The organism is Thioalkalivibrio sulfidiphilus (genome assembly GCF_000377945.1).
Taxonomy (GTDB): domain Bacteria; phylum Pseudomonadota; class Gammaproteobacteria; order Ectothiorhodospirales; family Ectothiorhodospiraceae; genus Thioalkalivibrio_A; species Thioalkalivibrio_A sulfidiphilus_A.
Genome location: NZ_KB898936.1, coordinates 13455 through 32704, shown reverse-complemented (window position 1 = coordinate 32704; position 19250 = coordinate 13455). Strand labels below are relative to the sequence as shown.

Here is a 19250-nt window from a genome sequence, read left to right as displayed (position 1 = left end):
CCCGTGTGCCTCTGCTAGCCGATCAGCGCCGGGATGCTTTCGTACATGCGCAGGGTGTAATCCACCACCAGGTCCAGCATCCAGTGCCCGGCGATGAGCAGCGCGGCGAACATGCCCAGCAGCTTGGGAATGAAGGACAGGGTCATCTCCTGGATCTGGGTGGCGGCCTGGATCATGCCGATGGCCAGACCGATCACCAGGGCGGTGAGCAGCACCGGCGCACTCAGCAGCACGATCACCATCAGCGCCTGCTGTCCAAGGTCAACGACCATTTCGGGTGTCATGTCTGCAAACTCCTAGGTGAAGAAACTGGCGGCCAGCGTGCCCATGATCAGCGCCCAGCCGTCCACCAGCACGAACAGCATGATCTTGAAGGGCAGCGAGATGATCAGCGGCGAGAGCATCACCATACCCATGGACATCAGCACGCTGGCCACCACCAGGTCGATGATCAGGAACGGGATGAGCAGCATGAAGCCGATCTGGAAGGCGGTCTTCAGCTCGCTGGTCAGGAACGAGGCCATCAGCAGGGTGAAGGGCACGTCCTCCGGGGACTCGAAGCCCTGGCGTCCGCTGATACGCGCGAACATGGCCAGGTCCGATTCCCGGGTCTGGGCCAGCATGAACTGTCGGATGGGCTGGCTGGCGGTCTGCACCGCCTCCTCCATGGACAAGGACTCCTCCATGTAGGGCTGGATCGCCTCCACGTGGATGCGGTCGAACACCGGGGTCATCACGAACAGGGTCAGGAACAGGGCCAGGCCGATGAGGATCTGGTTGGAGGGCGTCTGGGTGGTGCCCAGGCCCTGGCGCAGGATGGCCAGCACGATGATGATGCGGGTGAAGGAGGTCATCATGATGAGCGCCGAGGGCAGCAGGCTCAGCAGCGTCATCAGGATCAGGATCTGCAACGTGACCGAGTAGGTCTGCGACCCGTCGGGGGCGGTGGTCACGTTGAGCACGTCCAGGCCCTGGGCGGCCGCCGGCCCGGCGAGCAGCCACAGGGCCGCGACGCCCAGCAAAGACATGAGCAGCTTCACGAGGACTGTCCCCGGTTCAGGGCGGCGCGCAGCCGGCTGGCGAAGGGAGATTCCGAGGCACTCGGGGCCTTGGGCAGCTCGGTGGCGATGGGCTCATCCAGCACGTGCAGGGTCTGCACCCGCCCCGGCGCCACGCCCACCAGCAGCTGCTTGTCACCCACCTGCACCAGCAGCATGCGCTCACGGGCACCGAGTGAGATGCCGCTCACCACCCGGAACTCGCTGCCCAGACGGGACTGCACGCCGGTGATGCGGCGCATGAAGAAGGCCAGCACCACGATGGCCGCCAGCACGATGATCAGGCCCACCACCAGCTGCGCCAGGTAGGCGGCGCCGCCGCCGGCCAGGGGCGAGCCCGCACCCTCGGCCAGCACCGTGGCGGGCAGGCAGAGCGCGGATACCGCCAGCAGGCGGATGAAGAAACGGGACAGGCAGGAACGTGGCAGCATCGCGGCTTACTTGAGCTTCTTGACCCGTTCGGTGGGGCTGATCACGTCGGTGAGGCGGATGCCGAATTTCTCGTTGACCACCACCACCTCGCCGTGGGCGATGAGCGTGCCGTTGACGAACACGTCCAGGGGCTCGCCGGCCAGCCGGTCCAGTTCCACCACGGAACCCTGGTTGAGCTGCAGCAGGTTGCGGATGGGCATCCGGGTGCGGCCGATCTCCATGGAGATGGTCACCGGGATGTCCAGCACCACGTCCAAGTTCACGTCCTCCTGGGTCGCCGGACCGCGGCTCTCCGAGGCCAGGGAATCGAAGCTGGCCTTCTGCACCGATTCGTTCTCGGCGTTGGCACCCTTGCCCTTGGCGGGCTTGTCCTCGGGCTGATCCTGGGGCTTGGCCTCGGTCTCGGCCTGTTCCGCCAGTGCGGCGGCCCAGTCGTCGGCCATGGCGTCCTGATCGGTTTCCGGTTTCTTGTCGTCACTCATGACTGCTGACTCCCGCCTGTAAAAATGTCAGTCCGCGCGCCGGATGCGCTCGGTCACCTTGATTGCGTTGTGCCCGTCCGAGACACCGAACTTGCCGCGCAGCACCGGGATGCCCTCGGCTCGCAGCAGGACCTGCTCGGGCAGGTCGATGGGGATGATGTCGCCGGGCTTCAGGCGCATGACGTCCTGAAGGCTCAGGGTGGTCTCGGTGAGCATCGAGGACAGCTCCACCTCCGCCGCCTTGACCTCGTCGCGCAGGGCGCGGATCCAGCGTTCGTCCACGTCGGATCGGTCGCTCTGGATGCCCGCGTCCAGCAGTTCTCGCATGGGCTCGATCATGGAATAGGGCATGGTCACGTGCAGGTCGCCGCCACCGCCGTCCAGCTCGATGTGGAAGGAGGAGACGCACACCACCTCGGTGGGGCTGACGATGTTGGCGAACTGGGGATTGACCTCGGAATTCATGTACTCGAACTCCAGGTCCATCACCGGCGCCCAGGCCTTCTTCAGATCCGTGAAGGCCTGGTCCAGGGTCATGCGGATCACGCGCAGTTCCGTGGGGGTGAATTCACGGCCCTCGATCTTGGCATGATAACGGCCGTCGCCGCCGAAGAAGTTGTCCACCAGGATGAACACCAGCTTCGGGTCCACCACGAACAGGGCGGTGCCGCGCAGGGGCTTGATCTTGACCATGTTCAGACTGGTGGGCACGAACAGGGTGTGCACGTACTCGGAGAACTTGGTCATCTTGATGCCGCCCACGGAGATCTCCGCGGAGCGGCGCAGCAGGTTGAACAGGCTGATGCGCATCTGGCGCGCGAAGCGCTCGTTGATCATCTCCAGGGTGGGCATGCGACCGCGCACGATGCGGTCCTGGCTGGTGAAGTCGTAGCCCCGCGCCACGCCGTCGTGGGCCTGGAGATCGGACTCGGTCTCCACGTCCCCGCTGTCCACGCCGTGCAGCAGGGCATCGATCTCTTCCTGGGATAACAGGTCACTCTGGGCCATGGGCTTCCTACTGCATCACGAATGAAGTGAAGTAGACGGACTCGATCCCCGCCTCGCCGGTACGCTCCTCGAGCACGCGGCGGATGGTGTCGAGCACCTCCTCGCGGGCCTGTTCCTTGCCCTCGCGCGTGTTGAGTTCCTCGTAGGTCTTGCCGCTCAGCAGCATGATCAGGTTGTTGCGGATCACCGGCATGTGCGCGTCCACCGCGTCCATGACCTTGGGATCCCGGGCGGACATGACCACGCCCACCTGCACGTAGCGGATCCGGCCCGGGCCCTGGAAATTGACCACCAGGGCCGGTTCCAGGGATTTGTAGATGGGCGGCGGCAGCACGGCCGGACCGGCCTCGACCTCCTCCCTGGGCTCACCCCCCATGAGAAAGAACAGCACACCACCCGCAATGCCGCCGCCCAGCAGCACCGCCAGGACCACGATCAGAATCAGCTTCATCTTGCCGCCCTTGGCAGGCGGGGTATCTACGTCCAGATTGAGTTCGTCTCTCTTGGCCATGTCTTGCAAGCGCTCCTTTGAGTGAGTGGTAACTAGCAATCCGCGTGCCAACGGATAATCGAAAAATATTCCGATGAGATTCAATAGATTGGAGCATAGCCCCGAATGCCGTGACAGGCTTTTGACGTCCCCGCCCGGCGGCACCCGCCGGAAACCCGACGCATTCGCAACCGCCTGGCATCACAGGATCCGGGCCCGAACCGGCAGGGCACCCTGGCCGAGTCCGGCGGTAAATACGTTAGAATGCCTGCCTTTCCAACCCCTGCGACACCCGCCGCCATGAGCCAGACACCGTCCGTGAATCGACACCGCACCGTCCCCGTCCGGGTGGGCAACGTCACCGTGGGTGGCGACGCCCCCGTGGTGGTGCAGTCCATGACCAACACCGATACCGCCGACGCGGTACGCACCGCCGTGCAGGTGGCGGAACTGGCCCGGGCCGGCTCGGAGATCGTGCGCATCACGGTGAACACAGAGGAAGCGGCCGCGGCGGTGCCCGAAATCCGCGAGCGCCTGGACGCCATGGGCATCCCGGTGCCCCTGGTGGGGGATTTCCACTTCAACGGCCACAAGCTGCTCACCAAGCATCCCGCCTGCGCCGAGGCCCTGGCGAAACTGCGCATCAACCCGGGCAACGTGGGGCGCGGTGCCAAGCGCAACACCCAGTTCGCGCAGATGATCGAGATCGCCTGCCGCTACGACAAGCCGGTGCGCATCGGGGTGAACTGGGGCAGCCTGGACCAGGCCCTGCTGGCGCGCCTGCTGGACGAAAACGCCGCCCGTCCCGAGCCCCTGGCACTGGACGAGGTCACCCGCGAGGCCCTGATCACCTCGGCCCTGGACAGCGCCGCCCAGGCGGAGGCCATCGGCCTGCCCCACGACCGCATCGTGCTCTCCGCCAAGGTCAGCGGCGTGCAGCCCCTGATCCGGGTCTACACCGAGCTGGCCAGCCGCTGCGACTACCCCCTGCACCTGGGCCTCACCGAGGCGGGCATGGGCGTGAAGGGCATCGTCGCCTCCACCGCCGCGCTGGCCGTGCTGCTGCAACAGGGCATCGGTGACACCATCCGCATCTCGCTGACCCCGGAGCCCGGCGGTGACCGCACCCAGGAGGTGATCGTCGCCCAGGAGATCCTGCAGAGCCTGGGCCTGCGCAGCTTCCTGCCCTCGGTGGTGGCCTGCCCCGGCTGCGGACGCACCACCAGCGAGTACTTCCAGCAGCTTGCCCAGGACATCCAGACCTACATCCGCCACCAGATGCCCAACTGGCGCAAGACCTATCCCGGCGTGGAGGAGATGACCGTGGCGGTGATGGGCTGCGTGGTGAACGGCCCCGGCGAGAGCAAGCACGCCAACATCGGCATCAGCCTGCCCGGCACCGGCGAGGTACCGGTGGCGCCGGTCTACGAGGACGGGGAAAAGACCGTGACCCTGAAAGGCGATCACATCGCCGAGGAATTCCAGGCCCTGGTGGATGCGTATGTGAAGCGCACGTATGGCCGTGCGTGAGGGGTCAGGCGTGAAGGGTGAGGCGTAGCCTGTAGGATGGGCGAAGCGCAGCGCGCCCATCGCGTCACTGAGAAAACAGAAATGTTGACAAGATTAACATGATTTATGGGATTGCAAAAAACCCGAACACTGATCGTTGCGAGACAAAGTCTCAAATCTTGTTAATCATGTTAATCCTGTCGATTTTTCCCAGATTAACTCTGCGTCTTCGCGCCTCTGCGGCAAACCCGGGTTTCTCATTCACGACGGCATGACACGGGCGTGCACAGGCGGTGGCCAGCGCTCGATGGGCTCGCCCCGTGACAGCGGCCCTTGGTAGACATAGACCCAGGCCAGCAGCGGCCGACCGCCGGGCACTCGCTCTACCCGGACCCTGCAGCGCCGGTACTCGCCGTGCGCCGGTGCCTCGGGCCGATAGCCCTCGTAGGCATCCAGCACCGGCCAGCAGCGTGCCGGTGCCTTGAGCTTGAGCAAGCGCCCCGGCACCCGCCTGGCCCTCGAGCGGGTCTCAAGCACCAGCCCCGGATACCAGCCCAGGCGATACAGCCGCCCGGGCACCCAGCCCTCCCCCGCGTCCTCGCAGTACCTGCGCAGCAGGCGGTTCACACCGGCATCCGGCGTCTCCCCCATCAAGGTGCCATAGACGAACAGATACTCCCTCACGCCTCACGCCTCACGCCTCACGCCTCACGCCTCACGGCATTATCGGCTTGCCCCGAAGCGCAGCACCAGGGCATGCAGATCCCGGGAGAGACTCACCAGCCGCTCGCTGGACGACTCGGTGCGCGCGGCGATCTCGTTGTTGTTCTCCGCCACGTCGCGGATGTTGACCACGTTGCGGTTGATCTCCTCGGCCACGGCGCTCTGCTCTTCCACGGCGGTGGCGATCTGGGCGTTCATGTCGTTGATGCGGGTCACCGCCTCGGCGATGCGGTCCAGGGACTGGCCCGCCTCCTCCGCCTGCTCCACGCCCTTGCGGGCCTGGTTGCGGCTGGACTCCATCACCTGCACCGCCTGATGGGCGCCGGCCTGCAGGCGCTCGATCATCTCCTGGATGGTGTGGGTGGATTCCTGGGTCTTGCTGGCCAGCGTGCGCACCTCGTCGGCCACCACCGCGAAGCCCCGGCCCTGCTCGCCGGCCCGGGCCGCCTCGATGGCGGCGTTCAGCGCCAGCAGGTTGGTCTGCTCGGCGATGCCCCGGATCACGTCCAGGATCTTGCCGATCTCGTCGCTGTCCTTCTCCAGTTTCTCGATGGCGTGGGCGGTCTGCTCCACCTCGTCAGCGAGCTTCTCGATGGCGCGGGCGGTCTCGTGCACCACCGCCTTGCCGGCGCGGGCCTCGTTGTCCGCCTGGCGCGCGGACTCGGCGGCGAGCGCGGTGTTGGAGGCCACCTCGTGCACCGTGGCGCTCATCTCGTTCATGGCGGTGGCCACCTGATCGGTCTCGCCCCGCTGGCGGTCGATACCCTGTACGGTCTCGTGCACCGTGCTGGAGGTCTCGCGACCGGCCTTTTCCAGGTCCTCGGCACTCACGCTGATGCGGTCCAGCACCGTGCGCAGGCGCGCCTCCAGGAAATGCAGCGCGGTCTCTATCTGGGCTGCCTCGCCGCGGCGGCCCGTGTAGACCGCCTCCATCACCGGGTTGTCGACGATCTTGCGCGCCTGTGCCGCGACCCGGGTCACGGGGTTGAGCAACCAGACGGCCAGGGCGGCGGACAGCACACCCGCGCCGGCGAACACGCCCAGGGTGCCTGCGAGGCCCAGGCCCGCGGAGACGAGCAGGAAGGCCACCAGCAGGATCAGCAACTGACCGGCCACCATGCGCGGGATCACGCCATGGTAGAAACGCCGGGCCAGATTCACCTTGCCCTTCCAGAGCTTCTGGTAGAGACGCTCGGCACGGCCGATGTCCTCCCGGCGCGGGATGGCGCGCACCGACTCGTAGCCGGCGATCTGGCCGTTTTCGTAAACCGGGGTGACGTAGGCATCCACCCAGTAGTGGTCGCCGTTCTTGCAGCGGTTCTTGACGATGCCCATCCAGGCCTTGCCGGATTTTACCGTCTTCCAGAGATCCTCGAAGGCCGCCGGCGGCATGTCCGGATGACGCACCACGTTGTGGTTCTTGTGCAGCAGTTCCTCGCAGCTGAAGCCGCTCACCTGCACGAAGGTGTCGTTGGCGTAGGTGATGATCCCTTTGAGGTCGGTGGATGAAATAAGGGTTCTCCCCTGGGGAATGGGGATCTCCTTACCGGTCACGGGCAGGTTTTTCTTCATGTCTTCTCCGCAAAAGGGCTGCTTGACCGCCCACGGGGCTGGCCATGATCAGGATTAAGGGATGTTGCGCGATGGCGCCCTATCAGAATGAATCGGCCGCCGATCAGGATTCTTGAATCAGGAGCGCAGTATTACAGAAGGCCGGGGGAAGGGTATTGATGCGGGTCAGTCCGGTATATCCGCTCATCTGGAATTCACTGCCATTGAGCCTACAGCAGCTGCTCGATGCGCTGCCCGGCCATGCGCACCAGCAGACGGAAGGCCTCGTAGCTGCGCGCGTCCAGTTCGCACTCGCTGCTGCGGCGATCGGCATAGACCAGCCCCAGGGGCTTGTCCCCCACGAACAGGGACATGGCGAAGAAGCTGCGCACCCCCACCAGATCCCGGACCCGCTCCGGCACCTGGGGCCAGGCCTTGGCCTGGTTGTCGGCCTTGAGCCAGAAGGCGGCGGGTTTGTCCATCAGGCGGGCAAACAGGCCGGCCTCCGCCAGGGGGAGGTGGAAACGGTTGAACTCGGGCTCAAAGTCCGTGCCCTGGAGATGCTCCCCCACCAGGTATTCCCGCTGCGCCGACAGGGCGGCGAAGGCCACGCGGTTGAGCCCCAGCCCGTGGTGCAGGCCGCGCACCAGGGCCTTGAGGACCTGGGTCCTGTCCGCGGCCCCGCCACGCAGGGCCTTGAGGCAGGCGGCGAAATCGTCGGCCCTGGGTGCAAGACAAAAATGGGCCTGCCAGGTCTCGTCCTGGGCGATGCTCCGGCCCTGTTCGTCCAGCACCAGCGCCGGCAACGGCTCCAGTCCGTAATAGGCCGCATCGCCGTTGAAGCCTTCCAGCACGTCGTTGATGCGCTCGACCACCCGCTTGGCGGGTTCGTCCAGGAAGGCCCCGACCAGGCGCAGGTCCGCCGTCAGCATGGGATGGCGCCACCCGGAGAGGGCGTCCCGGGCGATCTGCGCGGACAGCATCACGCCCAGGGTGCGCAGGTGCTGCGCGTTCCGGGCACGCATGGATTCACGCACCATCTCCGGCAGCTTCCAGTGCCGCGCCAGCACCAGCCCCAGCTCCTCCAGGCTCTCGCCCAGTGAGACATATTCCGCCTCGTGGGGCAGCACGTGGCTGTCGCCCACCAGTTCCAGGTAACGGCCGATACGCCGATCGCCATGGGCCAGCAGAAAGAGCTCTCCCAGGTTGTACATCAGGGCGGCCAGGGCCACCTCCGGGGGTGACATGTCATGGCGGCTCTCGGCCCACTCGGTGGCCAGGCGCGCGGCCAGCAGGGCCTGCCCGGCACTGCGTCGGTAGCGCGGCAGACTGGCTGCATCCAGGCGCTCGTCGGCCACCGGCGCATCCGTGGCCATGCGGATCAACGCCTGGGTGCCGAGCATGCGCACGGCGTCCTCCAGGGTGGAGACCTCATTGCGAAAATGCCGGTGTGGCACGGCATTGGCCTTGTGCAGCAGGCGCAGGGCAAGGGCGGGATCGCCCATCACGGCGGCGGCCAGCGTCTTCACCGAGCTTCGGCTGTCGCCCGAGAGCTCCGCCACCCGGGCCGCGGTGCCCTTGAGCAGGGGGAGTTCGTCGGGACTGGCGGCCGCCGCTTCACCGGCAAGATGCGAGACGGCAGGGGTTATCGGCTTGTCCAAGGGGCATGTTCCGTAAGCGACGGAGGGTGGAAAACCGCATCTGACCGGTACCCGCCGTGAGGGTTTGTTGGGTATTATTGGCTCCGGCGCCGGGACACTCAAGCCGATCCACCGGCCTGTGCGCCCCAAACGCATCAACGACACGGGAGAGTCTGTTCGTGAACCTGATCCTTGGCGCCATCATCGTCGTGGTCGCCGTGTTCGGCGGCTTCGTTGCCCATGGCGGACAGCTGCTGGCCATCTGGCAGCCCTACGAGGTGGTCATCATCTGCGGTGCCGCACTAGGCGCCTTTGTCATCTCCAACTCCATGAAGACCATCATCAAGGTCTTCAAGGGCATCCCCGCCCTGATGGGCGGCCCCAAGTACAAGAAAAGCCACTACCTGGACCTGCTCGCCCTGCTCTATGACCTGTTCACCAAGGCCCGCAAGGAAGGCCTGATGGGCATCGAACCGGACATCGAGGAGCCCCACGAGAGCGCGATCTTCCAGAAATATCCCAGCATCCTTAAGGACCATCACGTGGTGGAGTTCATCTCCGACTACATGCGCCTGGTGGTCAGCGGCAGCATGAACCCCTTCGAGTTGGACAACCTCATGGACATCGAGCTCGAGACCCATCATCACGAGGTGGGCGAGCCCGGGCATGCGGTGCAGCGGGTGGCGGATGCCCTGCCCGCCTTCGGTATCGTGGCGGCGGTGCTCGGCATCGTGAACACCATGGACTCCCTGGGTGGCCCCATCGAGGAGATCGGCGGCAAGGTGGCCGCTGCCCTGGTGGGTACCTTCCTGGGTATCCTGCTGGCCTATGGCTTCGTCGGCCCCATGAGCACGGCCCTGGAGCGCCGCGCCGAGGACGAGGCCAAGTTCTACGCCTGCCTGAAGGCCTGCATCCTGGCCAACGTGCAGGGCTACAGCCCCCAGGTGGCGGTGGAGTTCGGCCGCAAGACCATGGCCTCCACCCTGCGCCCCAGCTTCCAGGAACTGGAACAGCATCTGCGCGGCACCAAGGAGTGATGCGCCTTGGCGCTGGATGACAAAAAGCAGCCGATCGTCGTCAAGAAGATCATCAAGAAGGGCGGCCACCACGGTGGGGCCTGGAAGATCGCCTTCGCCGACTTCGCCACCGCCATGATGGCGTTCTTCCTGCTGCTGTGGATCCTCGGCTTCACCGACGATGAGCAGAAGGCCGCCATCTCCGAGTTCTTTCAGAACCCCTCAGCCTTCATGGGAGCCAGCCCCACCCCCGCCTTTGAAGCTGGTACCGGCACCTCACCGTCGCTGATCGACTTCGAAGGCGCCATTGACATGGCCCCCGAGCAATTGGCTGACCTGGACGCCGAGACCCTTGAAGAGCTGGCTGCGCAGCAGGAGAAGGAACGCCTGGAAGCCCTGATGCAGGCCCTGGAAGAGGCCATCGAGCGCAGCCAGGCGCTCGAGCCCTTCAAGGACCAGCTGCTGCTGGACATCACACCCGAGGGCCTGCGCATCCAGATCGTGGATAAGGAAAACCGCCCCATGTTCGACCTGGGCAGCGCCCAGCTGCGCAGTTACTCGGCCGCCATCCTCCAGGAGCTAGGCGGACTCATCAACCAGGTGCCCAACAAGATCAGCATCACCGGGCACACCGATGCCCGCCCGTTCCTGCGCCCCAACTACAGCAACTGGGAGCTGTCCACGGACCGGGCCAATGCCGCACGGCGCGCCCTGGTGGCCGGTGGCATGGAGGAGGCCAAGATCGGCCGGGTGGTGGGGCTGGCCTCCACGGTGCTGTTCGACAAGGCAAACCCCGAGAGCCCCATCAACCGGCGCATCAGCATCATCGTCATGACCCGGGAGACCGAGGCGGCCATTGCCAAGGAAAGCGAGGCCGCAGTCTATGAACTGCGCGACTGACCCGCACCCCCGTAGGATGGGCAAAGCGCAGCGTGCCCATCCTACGAACCTGACCCGGTCCGGCGGGCGACCGGTCCCGCCGATTCAGCCTTAGATCAGATTTTGTTAATATGTGCGCCCACGATGTGCTCGGGACATGTGCCGGGCGCTGCGCACAGTGGCTCCCGCCCCCTCGGACAAGGGCCGTTGCGCGGCGCAAGCGCGATGCCGACACCGAGCCGCGCCCCCTGGCTAGAAGCCAGGCACCACGGCAGACAAGGCCCCGCAGAGGGTCGAGCGTCCACAGAACACTGAAAGATTCACCGGCCTAGGAGCCGGTCAGACTTAGGTGCCCGTAGCGAGCCTCGCTCTCCCACCGGCGCAGTAGGTGTAACCTAAGCCCGACAGGCTCCTGGACCCGGAAACGTCCCTGGCGCGTCGCGCTTGACCCGCGATGGCCGGGGGCTGTGCAAAAGAATTCAAAATAACCAGGCGACTTCCTTCCATGATCAAGCGCATCTTTCCCTTCCTGAACTGGTTTCCCCTGACCGGAACGAACGTCCGGGCCGACCTGATGGCCGGCATCGCCGTGGCCCTGGTGCTCATCCCCCAGTCCATGGCCTATGCCCAGCTGGCTGGCCTGCCCCCGGTCTATGGCCTGTACGCCGCCTTCCTGCCAGTCATGGTGGCCGCCCTGTGGGGATCCTCCAACCAGCTGGCCACCGGCCCGGTGGCCGTGGTCTCCCTGCTCACCGCCGCCGCCCTGATCCCCCTGGCGGCGGAGGGTTCGTCGGAATACATCGCGCTCGCCATCGTGCTGGCCCTGCTGGTCGGCCTGATCCAGCTGACCATGGGCGTGTTCCGCATGGGTGCCCTCGTGAGCTTCATCTCCCACCCGGTGATCGTGGGCTTCACCAATGCCGCGGCCATCATCATCGGCCTGTCCCAGCTCAACAAGATCTTCGGCCTGCCCCTGGATACCGACCATGCCTTCATGGTCAACATCTGGTACATGCTGCTGCGCGTCGGTGACACCCACCTGCCCACCCTGGCCATGGGCGTCGGCGCCATCGTCGCCATGTGGGCACTGAAAAAGTACTACCCTCGCTTCCCAGGCGTGCTGTTGGTGGTGGCGGTGGCCATCATCATCAGCTGGGCCACCGGCTTCGAGCGCAAGCTGCAGGTGCCCCTGGACGCGCTGGCGGACGCCGAGGTGCGCGAACTGGTGCGCGAGGCCAAGGAATACGACCAGCGGGCCGACCTGCTGGAGGATGAAGTACGTCGGGCAGAACAGGAACTGCGCGGCCTGCAAGGCATGGAGGCCCTGAACCTGCGCTACGAGATGGACCGCACCCGCCTGGAGGCCCAGGAGGTACGCGAGCGGGCCACCCTGCTGGAGCGTCGCCTGCGCGACCTGGAACTGCGCGCCGTGCCCGGTGAGCCCACCCTCTACTACCAGCGCGAGACCGTCCCCGAGGGCGCTGAAACCCGCGGCCCCACCTGGCGCATCGCACGCAGCAGCGAGGACAGCGTGCTGCTCAACGGCGGCGGCGCCGTGGTCGGAAACGTGCCCCAGGGCCTGCCCAGCCTAAGCATACCCAGCCTCGGCTGGAGCACCTTCACGGCCCTGATTACCTCCGCCTTCGTCATCGCCCTGGTGGGCTTCACCGAGGCCATCGCCATTGCCAAGGCCATGGCCGCCAAGACCGGCCAGCGCCTGGATCCCAACCAGGAACTGGTGGGCCAGGGCCTGGCCAACATCGTCGGCAGCGCCAGCCAGGCCTACCCCGTGAGCGGCTCCTTCTCCCGCTCGGCGGTGAACCTGACATCAGGCGCCAAGACCGGCCTGTCCTCGGTAATCACCGGCCTGGTGGTACTGGCCACCCTGCTGTTCCTCACCCCCCTCCTCTACCACCTGCCCCAGGCAGTGCTGGCAGCCATCATCATGATGGCGGTGGTGGGCCTGGTGAACTTCCACGCCGTGCACCACGCCTGGCAGGCGCACAAGCACGACGGTGTGGCTGCCATCATCACCTTCATCGTCACCCTGGCCGCGGCCCCGAACCTGGATTTCGGCATCATTGCCGGAGCGGGCCTGGCCATCATCCTGTTCCTGTACCGGCGCATGCACCCCCGGGTCTCCGAACTAGCCCGCTACGAGGACGGCACCCTGCGCGACGCCCAGCTCTACGGCCTTCAGACCACCGAGAAGGTCTGCATCATGCGCTTCGACGGCTCGCTCTACTTCGCCAACGTGGCCTTCTTCGAGGACGCCATCCTCAACCTGGCCGCGCGCCATCCCAACGCCCGCTACCTGGTCATCGTGGCCAAGGGCATCAACGAGATCGACGCCTCCGGTGAGGAGTCCATCCGTGGCCTCGCCCGCCGCCTACGCGAACGCGACGTGACCCTGGTGATCGCCGGCGTCAAGGCCCAGGTCCTGGACCTCATGAAGCGCACCGGCCTGTACGACGTGATCGGCGAGAAGTACGTGTTCCGCTCCACCGACGCCTCCATCAAGGCGGTGCAGGAGTGGATCGAGGCGGAAGAAAAAGCCAGCACATCCGGCGAGGAAAAAGCGGGCGCCTGATCGGGCGCCCGCACCCTAGCGGAGGCATTGACGCAAGCCGGAACTATGGCTATGATGCAGCGCTTTCTGGGCGGTTAGCTCAGCGGTAGAGCACTGCCTTCACACGGCAGGGGTCAGTGGTTCGATCCCACTACCGCCCACCAAAAATGATGCAAAAACGGCGACTTACGGAACAATCCGAGTCGCCGTTTTTGTTTCAGCAGAACAACAACCGATGAACGTGACGCCAACGTGACGATCATCCCGTAGGATGGGTGAAGCGCAGCGCACCCATCGGGTTTCCTCGACCGCATGGGCACGCGTTGCTTTGCCCATCCTACAGCCCATCAACCATGCCGAACCCGTAGGATGGGTGAAGCGCAGCGCACCCATCATGCGCACTATTCACCAACCAAACCGGCAAGCCAATTTTCCACCTGTAAACCCGGCACCCGGGAAAACTCATCCGCATTAGCCGTAACCAGAACACACTCCGCAGCCAGGGCATGTGCGGCGATCAACATATCGTTAGGACCGATCGGCCGACCGGATTTCTCAAGCGCCGCTCGCAATCGCGCATATGCGCTATCGGCTGGCGCATCAAGCGGCAATACATCCATCGCCCCCAGGATTGCATCCACCTGATTTGTCAGGCGTACCGAATCCCGCTTCGCCGCCCCAAACCGCAATTCGGCGGCTACCACGATCGATGTACACACCGCTGTTTCGCCAACTGCGGCAATCTGCTTGGCCACAACGCCCTGCGGATGGCGAACCAGCTCCGAAATAATATTTGTGTCCAGCAAATAACGCGGCGAACTCATAGATCAATATCATCCAACGCCGGCAACCCCGCATCGACATCCGGAAATTTCTCCTCGATTGGCGGCAAGGTTGCCAACACGGCCAACAAACTCACTCTCCGTACGGGCTCGATAATCAAGCGATCATCCTCGCGTCGGATAATCGCCTCCTGCACATCGAGTTCAAATTCCCGGGGGATCCGAATGGCCTGATTACGTCCATTACGAAACAACCTGACATGACGCTCTGCAGACATGAGAATCCTCCACCCAAAATGGCATATGCTTAGCATATGCCTTAATCCATGGAATGGCAAACCGAGCAGAGAAGGATGGGCGCAGCGCACCCATCTGGTTTCCTCGACCGCATGGGCACGCGTTGCTTTGTCCCTCCTACAAATCCAACAAATTCGGCGAACCCGTAGGATGGGTGAAGCGCAGCGCACCCATCATCATTCCCCCACACACCTCATGCCCTTCAATACCACGGGTACCGAAGTCCCCCACCCTTCGGGATACCACCCCATACGCACAGCCTTGGCAAATGAACTGTGTGGCCAATCCCCAGGACTGGCCACATAGCCGTGCTTCACAGGGTTGTAATGCACATAATCAACATGCCGTCGCCAATCCAGTTCATCCCGAATGGCATGTTCCCAATACCGGCGCTGCCAGACACCCTTCTCCCTGCGTCTTGCCAAAGATTTCCGCTGTAAACCTGGAGCCTGGCCAATGCTGAAGAAATGTTTGATCTTGCGCCAGCGCACGGGGAAATCCTGATCACCATCCGGAAGGCGCCATACTGCATGAATATGATCAGGGAGGATCACCATGGCATCGATCTGAAACGAATGCGCAGCCATGGTCCTGCGGACCGCTTCGCGTAACCGATGAATCGCGGCAGGTGCAGTCAGAATGGGACTGCGATCCTGCGTGACAACCGTGAAGAAGTAACAACCGCCGGGGATATAAAGCCTTCGATAGCCAGTCATAACAGACCTCCTTGTCTGCTGAGTGGGTAGTTAGATTATGGTGGATATTGGGCCTCAAGACTCATGGGCACGCTTTGCTTTGCCCATCCTACAAATCCAACCAACACCCCGAATCCGTAGGATGGGCGAAGCGTAGCGCGCCCATCAGACCTTACCGGCATGGGCACGCTATCGCTTTGCCCATCCTACAAATCCAACCAACACGCCGAATCCGTAGGATGGGCGAAGCACAGCGCGCCCATTATATTTCTAACCATCCGCACGCTTGGCATCCAAACCAAAGAAGGAAGCAGCTTTCAATAGCGCATCATCTTCTGTGATCAAACAGGCCTGATAATACTCGGCACAGGCGAGGTGAAGCGCATCCAGGGTACTCAGGCTTGTCTTGTGCATGCCAATCCAATGGATGGCGCGTTGATAATGTGCGGTATCAATAGGACAACGCACAAAACGTCCTTGGCGAACATCATCACAAAACGCACTTTCAATCCGGTTGGCATCAGGCTCATTCAGTTCCCCCACACGCACCCATCGCGCCAAGGCACTGGCAACTTCCACCTCAGTTAAATGGCTGATGAGCACTGGCTCCGACTGAGCGAGCAACAGTGCCTGAACCTGTTCACTGGCCTGCTCCTGGCGGTAATAGGGCAACAAAGCACTGGTATCAAAGTAAAGCATTAGTAACGCTCTTCGTCCCGAAGCTGACGTACTACAGCGGCGGCATTTTCCTTGGACGGCGGCAACGCGCTCCTGAGCGAGGAGCGGTCGAGGAAGCGAACCGGCTCAGGTTGTGGCGCTGTCAAGCGAGCGGCAGGCTTTCCATGTCGAAGAATGACAATCTCCTCACCGGTAGCCACAGCATCCAAGAGGTGAGAAAGCCTTTCCCTGGTTTCCCGAACATTGATCGTTTTCATTGCGATAACCTTGGACCCGGCAATGTGTACACGTTTATTGTACACACCTTATAACTCCTGGCAAACCTACAGGTTGCGATACAAGGCCAGGGAAACGTCTCGGGGCCGCCTGGGCACGCGGTGCTTTGTCCACCTACACCCGACCAATATCCCAAATCCAGTCCCGTAGGATGGGCGAAGCGCAGCGCGCCCATCGGGTTCCATAACCACATGGGCACGCTCTGCTTTGCCCATCTCTACAAACCAACAAACACCCCGAACCCGTAGGATGGGCGAAGCGCACAGCGCGCCCATCAGATTGTCATTGTTGTGTTGCGCCGCTGATTGTACCGCCGCTCAATTTGCACTAACATAAAACCCATAATTAGGTCTAAATAGTGGTCTATTAATATGCGTCAAGTTTTAGCAGATTTCTCCGTAAGCATTTCAGAATTAAAGAAAAATCCATCCGCATTGCTTGCCCAGGCCAGCGGATCGCCCATCGCTGTGCTAAATCACAACAAACCAGCAGCCTACCTCATTCCTGCGGAAACCTACGAAGCACTGATAGACATGCTCGAAGACTACGAGCTCGCGCAGCTTGTCGAGGAACGCCGTGGTGACAAAGACCAAGCAATAGCGGTGTCGTTGGATGATCTATAAGCTGCGGTTTCTTCCAGCCGCGCTCAAAGAATGGGAAAAGCTTGGCGCACCTATCAGGAGCCAATTCAAGAAGAAGTTGGCAGAACGATTAGACAATCCCCGAGTGCCTGCGGATAAGTTAAGCGGTTACGACTCGGTGTACAAAATCAAACTTCGCTCAGCAGGTTACCGGCTAGTGTACGAAGTTGTGGATGACGAGTTACTTGTATATGTTCTTGCCGTTGGGAAACGAGAAAAAGGCAAAGTTTACGCGTCGCTCAGAAAGCGTACCTGATTGCAGCGAAGCAGACTGAACATAACCGCATGGGCACGCTATCGCTTTGCCCATCCTACAAACCCAACCGAACCCGTATGATGGGTGAAGCGCAGCGCACCCATCAAGCGACCGACCTGAGACCAGCCAGCAGCGCACGAATTTTACGCCCTTGTCGTCGCAACCAACCTGTCCTGAGTCTTTCAAGCTCACCCGTTGCAGCCAACGCGTCACGTTCCTCAATCAAACGCCGCAACACCACCTCGCAGCTCGTAAACCCCTTAAGCTCCCAGTCCCAATACAGGGGATACCGCAACAAAGCACCTGCGACCAACTCCTCCAGCGTAAGCTTGCGCGTTCGCCGAGGGATCGAAAGCCTGTCCTCCGTCAGTCCCCAGCCCGCATAGAAGGGCCGACCATAGACCACCACCCTCTTCCCACGCAGCAATGCCTCGAAACCCGCCATCGAGGACATGGTGTGCACCGCGTCCGACGCCTCTATGCACGAAACGACACTCGCCCGCGTTTCGATCAGGTCCGCATGGCGCAACGCCGTGGCCTCAGGCGCGTACCCGCGTCGGTTGCCGGACGCCACGTCGGGATGGGGCTTGAACACGATGAACGCTTCCGGGCAGGCCGCCCGCGCCGCCTCCAGCAGTCCCAGGTTCGTGCGCACCGACTCGCAGCCGTACATGATTGACGCATCGTCCTCCACCTGGCCCGGCACGAGCACCACCGGCCTCCCGCCGCTCGGCCAGCTCACGGGTTCGCGGGGCTCGATGTTGTACTTGGTCAGGCCATGCCTGAGGATCAGTTCGCGGACCTCCCGGGCCCGCTCCAGCTCCTCCGGCGTGAAGCAGCCCGCATCGAGCAGCTGCTCGAGATCGGATGGCCCGCGCGGATCGAAGTACAAGCCCCGCTTGTCGACGACCAGCGACATCGGCCGGATCAGATCGGAACCCAGACCCACGGACCGATAGAGCCCGTCTTCCATGCGCCACAGCGGGATGCCCATCGTCTCCGCACATTCAAGCAGTTCCGGGGATGGCGCACTCCAGCACAGCAGCACATCCTTTTCCGTCACATCCGACCGGGCAAGGGCGGCAACGGAGCGCGAAAACCGCACCTCATCCGCCGGCAGGAATGGACGCACGTAGCGCCGTTTCCAGAACTCGAATCCGACGCAGAAGACCCGCTTCGGGAACCCTGCTCGGACCGCCTTCTGGCGACGGATGAAACGGGCCACCTGGAAAAAATCCCCCGCCCCGCCTGTTTCTGGATCAAGGTAGCGTGGATAGAGCAGGTAGGCGGCCGCGATCAGTTCGATGAGGCTGCGCCTTGCGGTGCGGCGCTCACAGGTCACACGATCGTCGGTCAGCCCCCAGCCGCTGTAGAACGGCACACCGAAGCAGGTGACGGGACGCCCCGCAATCAGGGCATCCAGACCCATCTGGGAGCTCACCACGTAGACGCGGTCGAAATGGGCCAGCAGCGAATGGGGATGCCAGTCCTCCGAGATCCAGCGGACATCGGAACGCGCGCGCGCCCCGCCAAGGCACCCCTCGCGTTTTCCGGCCAGCACATCTGGGTGGGTCTTGATCCACACCTCCGCACCGGGATTTTCGGTCACCGCCGCGTCGAGCATCCGGGCAAACGAATCTGCGGCGGCCAACCCCCCGGCGATGGACGCATCGCCTGCCGTCTGGTCCACCACCAAAACGCGGGGAACGCCGGGCGCAAAGGTCCCCGGCGGCACGTCCGTGCCCGTGTTGTACTTGGTCAGGTGATCGGAGCGCAGGAGCTCCAGGGCGCGTTCGGCATCCCGGATCAGCTCGGCTCCGAAGTCCCCTTTTTCCAGCAACTGCTCCAGCCGCGAGGGAGAACGGGCATCGAAATAGATGCCCAGATCATCCACCACCACCGAGAGGGCCCGCGCACCTGTCACGCCGAGACCGAAGGAGCGCAGGAAGCCGTCCTCGACGGAGATGAAAGGCAGGCCGTGCTTCTCGGCCAGGACGCGGGCGCAAAGTGCAGGCGTCTTTCGACCCCAGCCGACCATGGCCGAAACCCCGGCGGGGGCCCGTCCCGGTGCGACATATTTCAACTGCGCCCCCAGCAACGCCGCCGCGGCGCCATCGCGGCTCAACTTCCGGGAACAGACGCCGAGAACAGCAACCAAGGTATGTACGCTCGTTGTTAGTTAGGAGTTAGGAGTTAGGAGTTAGGAGTTAGGAGTTAGGAGTTAGGAGTTAGGAGTTAGGAGTTAGGAGTTAGGAGTTAGGAGTTAGG

At 63.4% G+C, this 19250-nt stretch carries 21 protein-coding genes and 1 tRNA gene; 7 read left to right on the top strand and 15 right to left on the bottom strand.

Annotation, left to right across the window (positions count from 1 at the left end):
• Window positions 1–14: 14 nt before the first annotated feature.
• The 6 genes from fliQ to D580_RS0107995 are packed head-to-tail and all read right to left on the bottom strand — an operon-like array spanning window position 15 to window position 3491.
• Complete coding sequence (fliQ, locus tag D580_RS0108020; RefSeq protein WP_026289818.1) at window positions 15–284, bottom strand: flagellar biosynthesis protein FliQ; 270 nt, start codon at window positions 282–284, stop codon at window positions 15–17.
• Between the two features lie 12 nt (window positions 285–296).
• On the bottom strand, window positions 297–1028 hold the full coding sequence (fliP, locus tag D580_RS0108015) for a flagellar type III secretion system pore protein FliP (protein WP_026289817.1): 732 nt from the start codon (window positions 1026–1028) through the stop codon (window positions 297–299).
• Between the two features lie 8 nt (window positions 1029–1036).
• Entirely contained in the window at window positions 1037–1489 is a 453-nt protein-coding gene (fliO, locus tag D580_RS0108010) for a flagellar biosynthetic protein FliO (protein ID WP_018953888.1), read from the bottom strand.
• Between the two features lie 6 nt (window positions 1490–1495).
• Window positions 1496–1972, bottom strand: coding sequence for a flagellar motor switch protein FliN (gene fliN / locus D580_RS0108005; RefSeq protein WP_018953887.1), 477 nt, complete (start codon window positions 1970–1972; stop codon window positions 1496–1498).
• Between the two features lie 27 nt (window positions 1973–1999).
• Entirely contained in the window at window positions 2000–2980 is a 981-nt protein-coding gene (gene fliM / locus D580_RS0108000) for a flagellar motor switch protein FliM (RefSeq protein ID WP_018953886.1), read from the bottom strand.
• 7 nt (window positions 2981–2987) lie between these two features.
• Complete coding sequence (locus D580_RS0107995; RefSeq protein WP_018953885.1) at window positions 2988–3491, bottom strand: flagellar basal body-associated FliL family protein; 504 nt, start codon at window positions 3489–3491, stop codon at window positions 2988–2990.
• A 279-nt stretch (window positions 3492–3770) separates the two neighbouring features.
• Here D580_RS0107995 and ispG point away from each other — a divergent pair, with 279 nt between their 5' ends.
• On the top strand, window positions 3771–5000 hold the full coding sequence (ispG, locus tag D580_RS0107990) for a flavodoxin-dependent (E)-4-hydroxy-3-methylbut-2-enyl-diphosphate synthase (RefSeq protein WP_026289816.1): 1230 nt from the start codon (window positions 3771–3773) through the stop codon (window positions 4998–5000).
• A gap of 240 nt (window positions 5001–5240) precedes the next feature.
• Here ispG and D580_RS0107985 read toward each other — a convergent pair whose 3' ends face one another.
• From D580_RS0107985 to D580_RS0107975, 3 genes are all read right to left on the bottom strand, one after another.
• Window positions 5241–5663, bottom strand: a complete 423-nt coding sequence (locus D580_RS0107985; protein WP_018953883.1) for a gamma-glutamylcyclotransferase family protein — start codon at window positions 5661–5663, stop codon at window positions 5241–5243.
• A 39-nt stretch (window positions 5664–5702) separates the two neighbouring features.
• A complete protein-coding gene (locus D580_RS0107980; RefSeq protein ID WP_018953882.1) occupies window positions 5703–7274 on the bottom strand; it encodes a PAS domain-containing methyl-accepting chemotaxis protein in 1572 nt (523 codons plus the stop codon).
• A gap of 209 nt (window positions 7275–7483) precedes the next feature.
• Window positions 7484–8914, bottom strand: coding sequence for an HDOD domain-containing protein (locus D580_RS0107975; protein ID WP_018953881.1), 1431 nt, complete (start codon window positions 8912–8914; stop codon window positions 7484–7486).
• 158 nt (window positions 8915–9072) lie between these two features.
• Here D580_RS0107975 and motA point away from each other — a divergent pair, with 158 nt between their 5' ends.
• From motA to D580_RS0107955, 4 genes are all read left to right on the top strand, one after another.
• A complete protein-coding gene (gene motA / locus D580_RS0107970; RefSeq protein ID WP_018953880.1) occupies window positions 9073–9930 on the top strand; it encodes a flagellar motor stator protein MotA in 858 nt (285 codons plus the stop codon).
• Window positions 9931–9936: 6 nt separating this feature from the next.
• Window positions 9937–10809, top strand: a complete 873-nt coding sequence (gene motB, locus D580_RS0107965; protein WP_018953879.1) for a flagellar motor protein MotB — start codon at window positions 9937–9939, stop codon at window positions 10807–10809.
• Between the two features lie 484 nt (window positions 10810–11293).
• Window positions 11294–13378 carry a SulP family inorganic anion transporter gene (locus D580_RS0107960; protein WP_018953878.1) on the top strand — a complete coding sequence of 695 codons (2085 nt, stop codon included), beginning with the start codon at window positions 11294–11296 and terminating at the stop codon, window positions 13376–13378.
• A 68-nt stretch (window positions 13379–13446) separates the two neighbouring features.
• A tRNA-Val gene (locus D580_RS0107955) sits at window positions 13447–13521 on the top strand.
• 237 nt (window positions 13522–13758) lie between these two features.
• Here the strand turns inward: D580_RS0107955 and D580_RS0107950 are convergent.
• From D580_RS0107950 to D580_RS16170, 5 genes are all read right to left on the bottom strand, one after another.
• Window positions 13759–14181 (bottom strand): type II toxin-antitoxin system VapC family toxin, encoded by a 423-nt coding sequence (locus D580_RS0107950; RefSeq protein WP_018953877.1) that lies wholly within the window; start codon window positions 14179–14181, stop codon window positions 13759–13761.
• Window positions 14178–14417, bottom strand: coding sequence for an antitoxin (locus D580_RS0107945; RefSeq protein WP_026289815.1), 240 nt, complete (start codon window positions 14415–14417; stop codon window positions 14178–14180). Before D580_RS0107945 ends, D580_RS0107950 begins: the two co-directional genes overlap by 4 nt.
• 195 nt (window positions 14418–14612) lie before the next feature.
• A complete protein-coding gene (locus D580_RS16175; RefSeq protein WP_081617260.1) occupies window positions 14613–15152 on the bottom strand; it encodes an REP-associated tyrosine transposase in 540 nt (179 codons plus the stop codon).
• Window positions 15153–15401: 249 nt separating this feature from the next.
• Window positions 15402–15830, bottom strand: coding sequence for a type II toxin-antitoxin system VapC family toxin (locus D580_RS0107935; protein WP_018953874.1), 429 nt, complete (start codon window positions 15828–15830; stop codon window positions 15402–15404).
• Window positions 15830–16111 (bottom strand): type II toxin-antitoxin system Phd/YefM family antitoxin, encoded by a 282-nt coding sequence (locus D580_RS16170; protein WP_231363522.1) that lies wholly within the window; start codon window positions 16109–16111, stop codon window positions 15830–15832. Before D580_RS16170 ends, D580_RS0107935 begins: the two co-directional genes overlap by 1 nt.
• 345 nt (window positions 16112–16456) lie before the next feature.
• Between D580_RS16170 and D580_RS15335 the strand changes: the two genes are divergently transcribed.
• Window positions 16457–16708, top strand: a complete 252-nt coding sequence (locus D580_RS15335; protein WP_038043402.1) for a type II toxin-antitoxin system Phd/YefM family antitoxin — start codon at window positions 16457–16459, stop codon at window positions 16706–16708.
• A complete protein-coding gene (locus D580_RS16165) occupies window positions 16698–16982 on the top strand; it encodes a type II toxin-antitoxin system RelE family toxin (RefSeq protein WP_081617259.1) in 285 nt (94 codons plus the stop codon). Before D580_RS15335 ends, D580_RS16165 begins: the two co-directional genes overlap by 11 nt.
• Window positions 16983–17085: 103 nt before the next feature.
• On the opposite strand, the gene D580_RS0107925 is transcribed toward D580_RS16165, so the two are convergent.
• Entirely contained in the window at window positions 17086–19140 is a 2055-nt protein-coding gene (locus D580_RS0107925; RefSeq protein ID WP_231363521.1) for a capsular polysaccharide biosynthesis protein, read from the bottom strand.
• Window positions 19141–19250: the final 110 nt, after the last annotated feature.

Excerpts from the sequence above, each read along its gene's own strand:
- fliP (WP_026289817.1), bottom strand. The coding sequence starts at position 1,028 with ATGTCTTTGCTGGGCGTCGCGGCCCTGTGGCTGCTCGCCGGGCCGGCG.
- fliO (WP_018953888.1), bottom strand. The coding sequence starts at position 1,489 with ATGCTGCCACGTTCCTGCCTGTCCCGTTTCTTCATCCGCCTGCTGGCG.
- fliN (WP_018953887.1), bottom strand. The coding sequence starts at position 1,972 with ATGAGTGACGACAAGAAACCGGAAACCGATCAGGACGCCATGGCCGAC.
- D580_RS0107980 (WP_018953882.1), bottom strand. The coding sequence starts at position 7,274 with ATGAAGAAAAACCTGCCCGTGACCGGTAAGGAGATCCCCATTCCCCAG.
- ispG (WP_026289816.1), top strand. The coding sequence starts at position 3,771 with ATGAGCCAGACACCGTCCGTGAATCGACACCGCACCGTCCCCGTCCGG.
- D580_RS0107995 (WP_018953885.1), bottom strand. The coding sequence starts at position 3,491 with ATGGCCAAGAGAGACGAACTCAATCTGGACGTAGATACCCCGCCTGCC.
- D580_RS16175 (WP_081617260.1), bottom strand. The coding sequence starts at position 15,152 with ATGACTGGCTATCGAAGGCTTTATATCCCCGGCGGTTGTTACTTCTTC.
- fliQ (WP_026289818.1), bottom strand. The coding sequence starts at position 284 with ATGACACCCGAAATGGTCGTTGACCTTGGACAGCAGGCGCTGATGGTG.
- D580_RS15335 (WP_038043402.1), top strand. The coding sequence starts at position 16,457 with ATGCGTCAAGTTTTAGCAGATTTCTCCGTAAGCATTTCAGAATTAAAG.
- fliM (WP_018953886.1), bottom strand. The coding sequence starts at position 2,980 with ATGGCCCAGAGTGACCTGTTATCCCAGGAAGAGATCGATGCCCTGCTG.
- D580_RS16165 (WP_081617259.1), top strand. The coding sequence starts at position 16,698 with ATGATCTATAAGCTGCGGTTTCTTCCAGCCGCGCTCAAAGAATGGGAA.
- D580_RS0107950 (WP_018953877.1), bottom strand. The coding sequence starts at position 14,181 with ATGAGTTCGCCGCGTTATTTGCTGGACACAAATATTATTTCGGAGCTG.
- D580_RS0107935 (WP_018953874.1), bottom strand. The coding sequence starts at position 15,830 with ATGCTTTACTTTGATACCAGTGCTTTGTTGCCCTATTACCGCCAGGAG.
- D580_RS0107945 (WP_026289815.1), bottom strand. The coding sequence starts at position 14,417 with ATGTCTGCAGAGCGTCATGTCAGGTTGTTTCGTAATGGACGTAATCAG.
- D580_RS0107960 (WP_018953878.1), top strand. The coding sequence starts at position 11,294 with ATGATCAAGCGCATCTTTCCCTTCCTGAACTGGTTTCCCCTGACCGGA.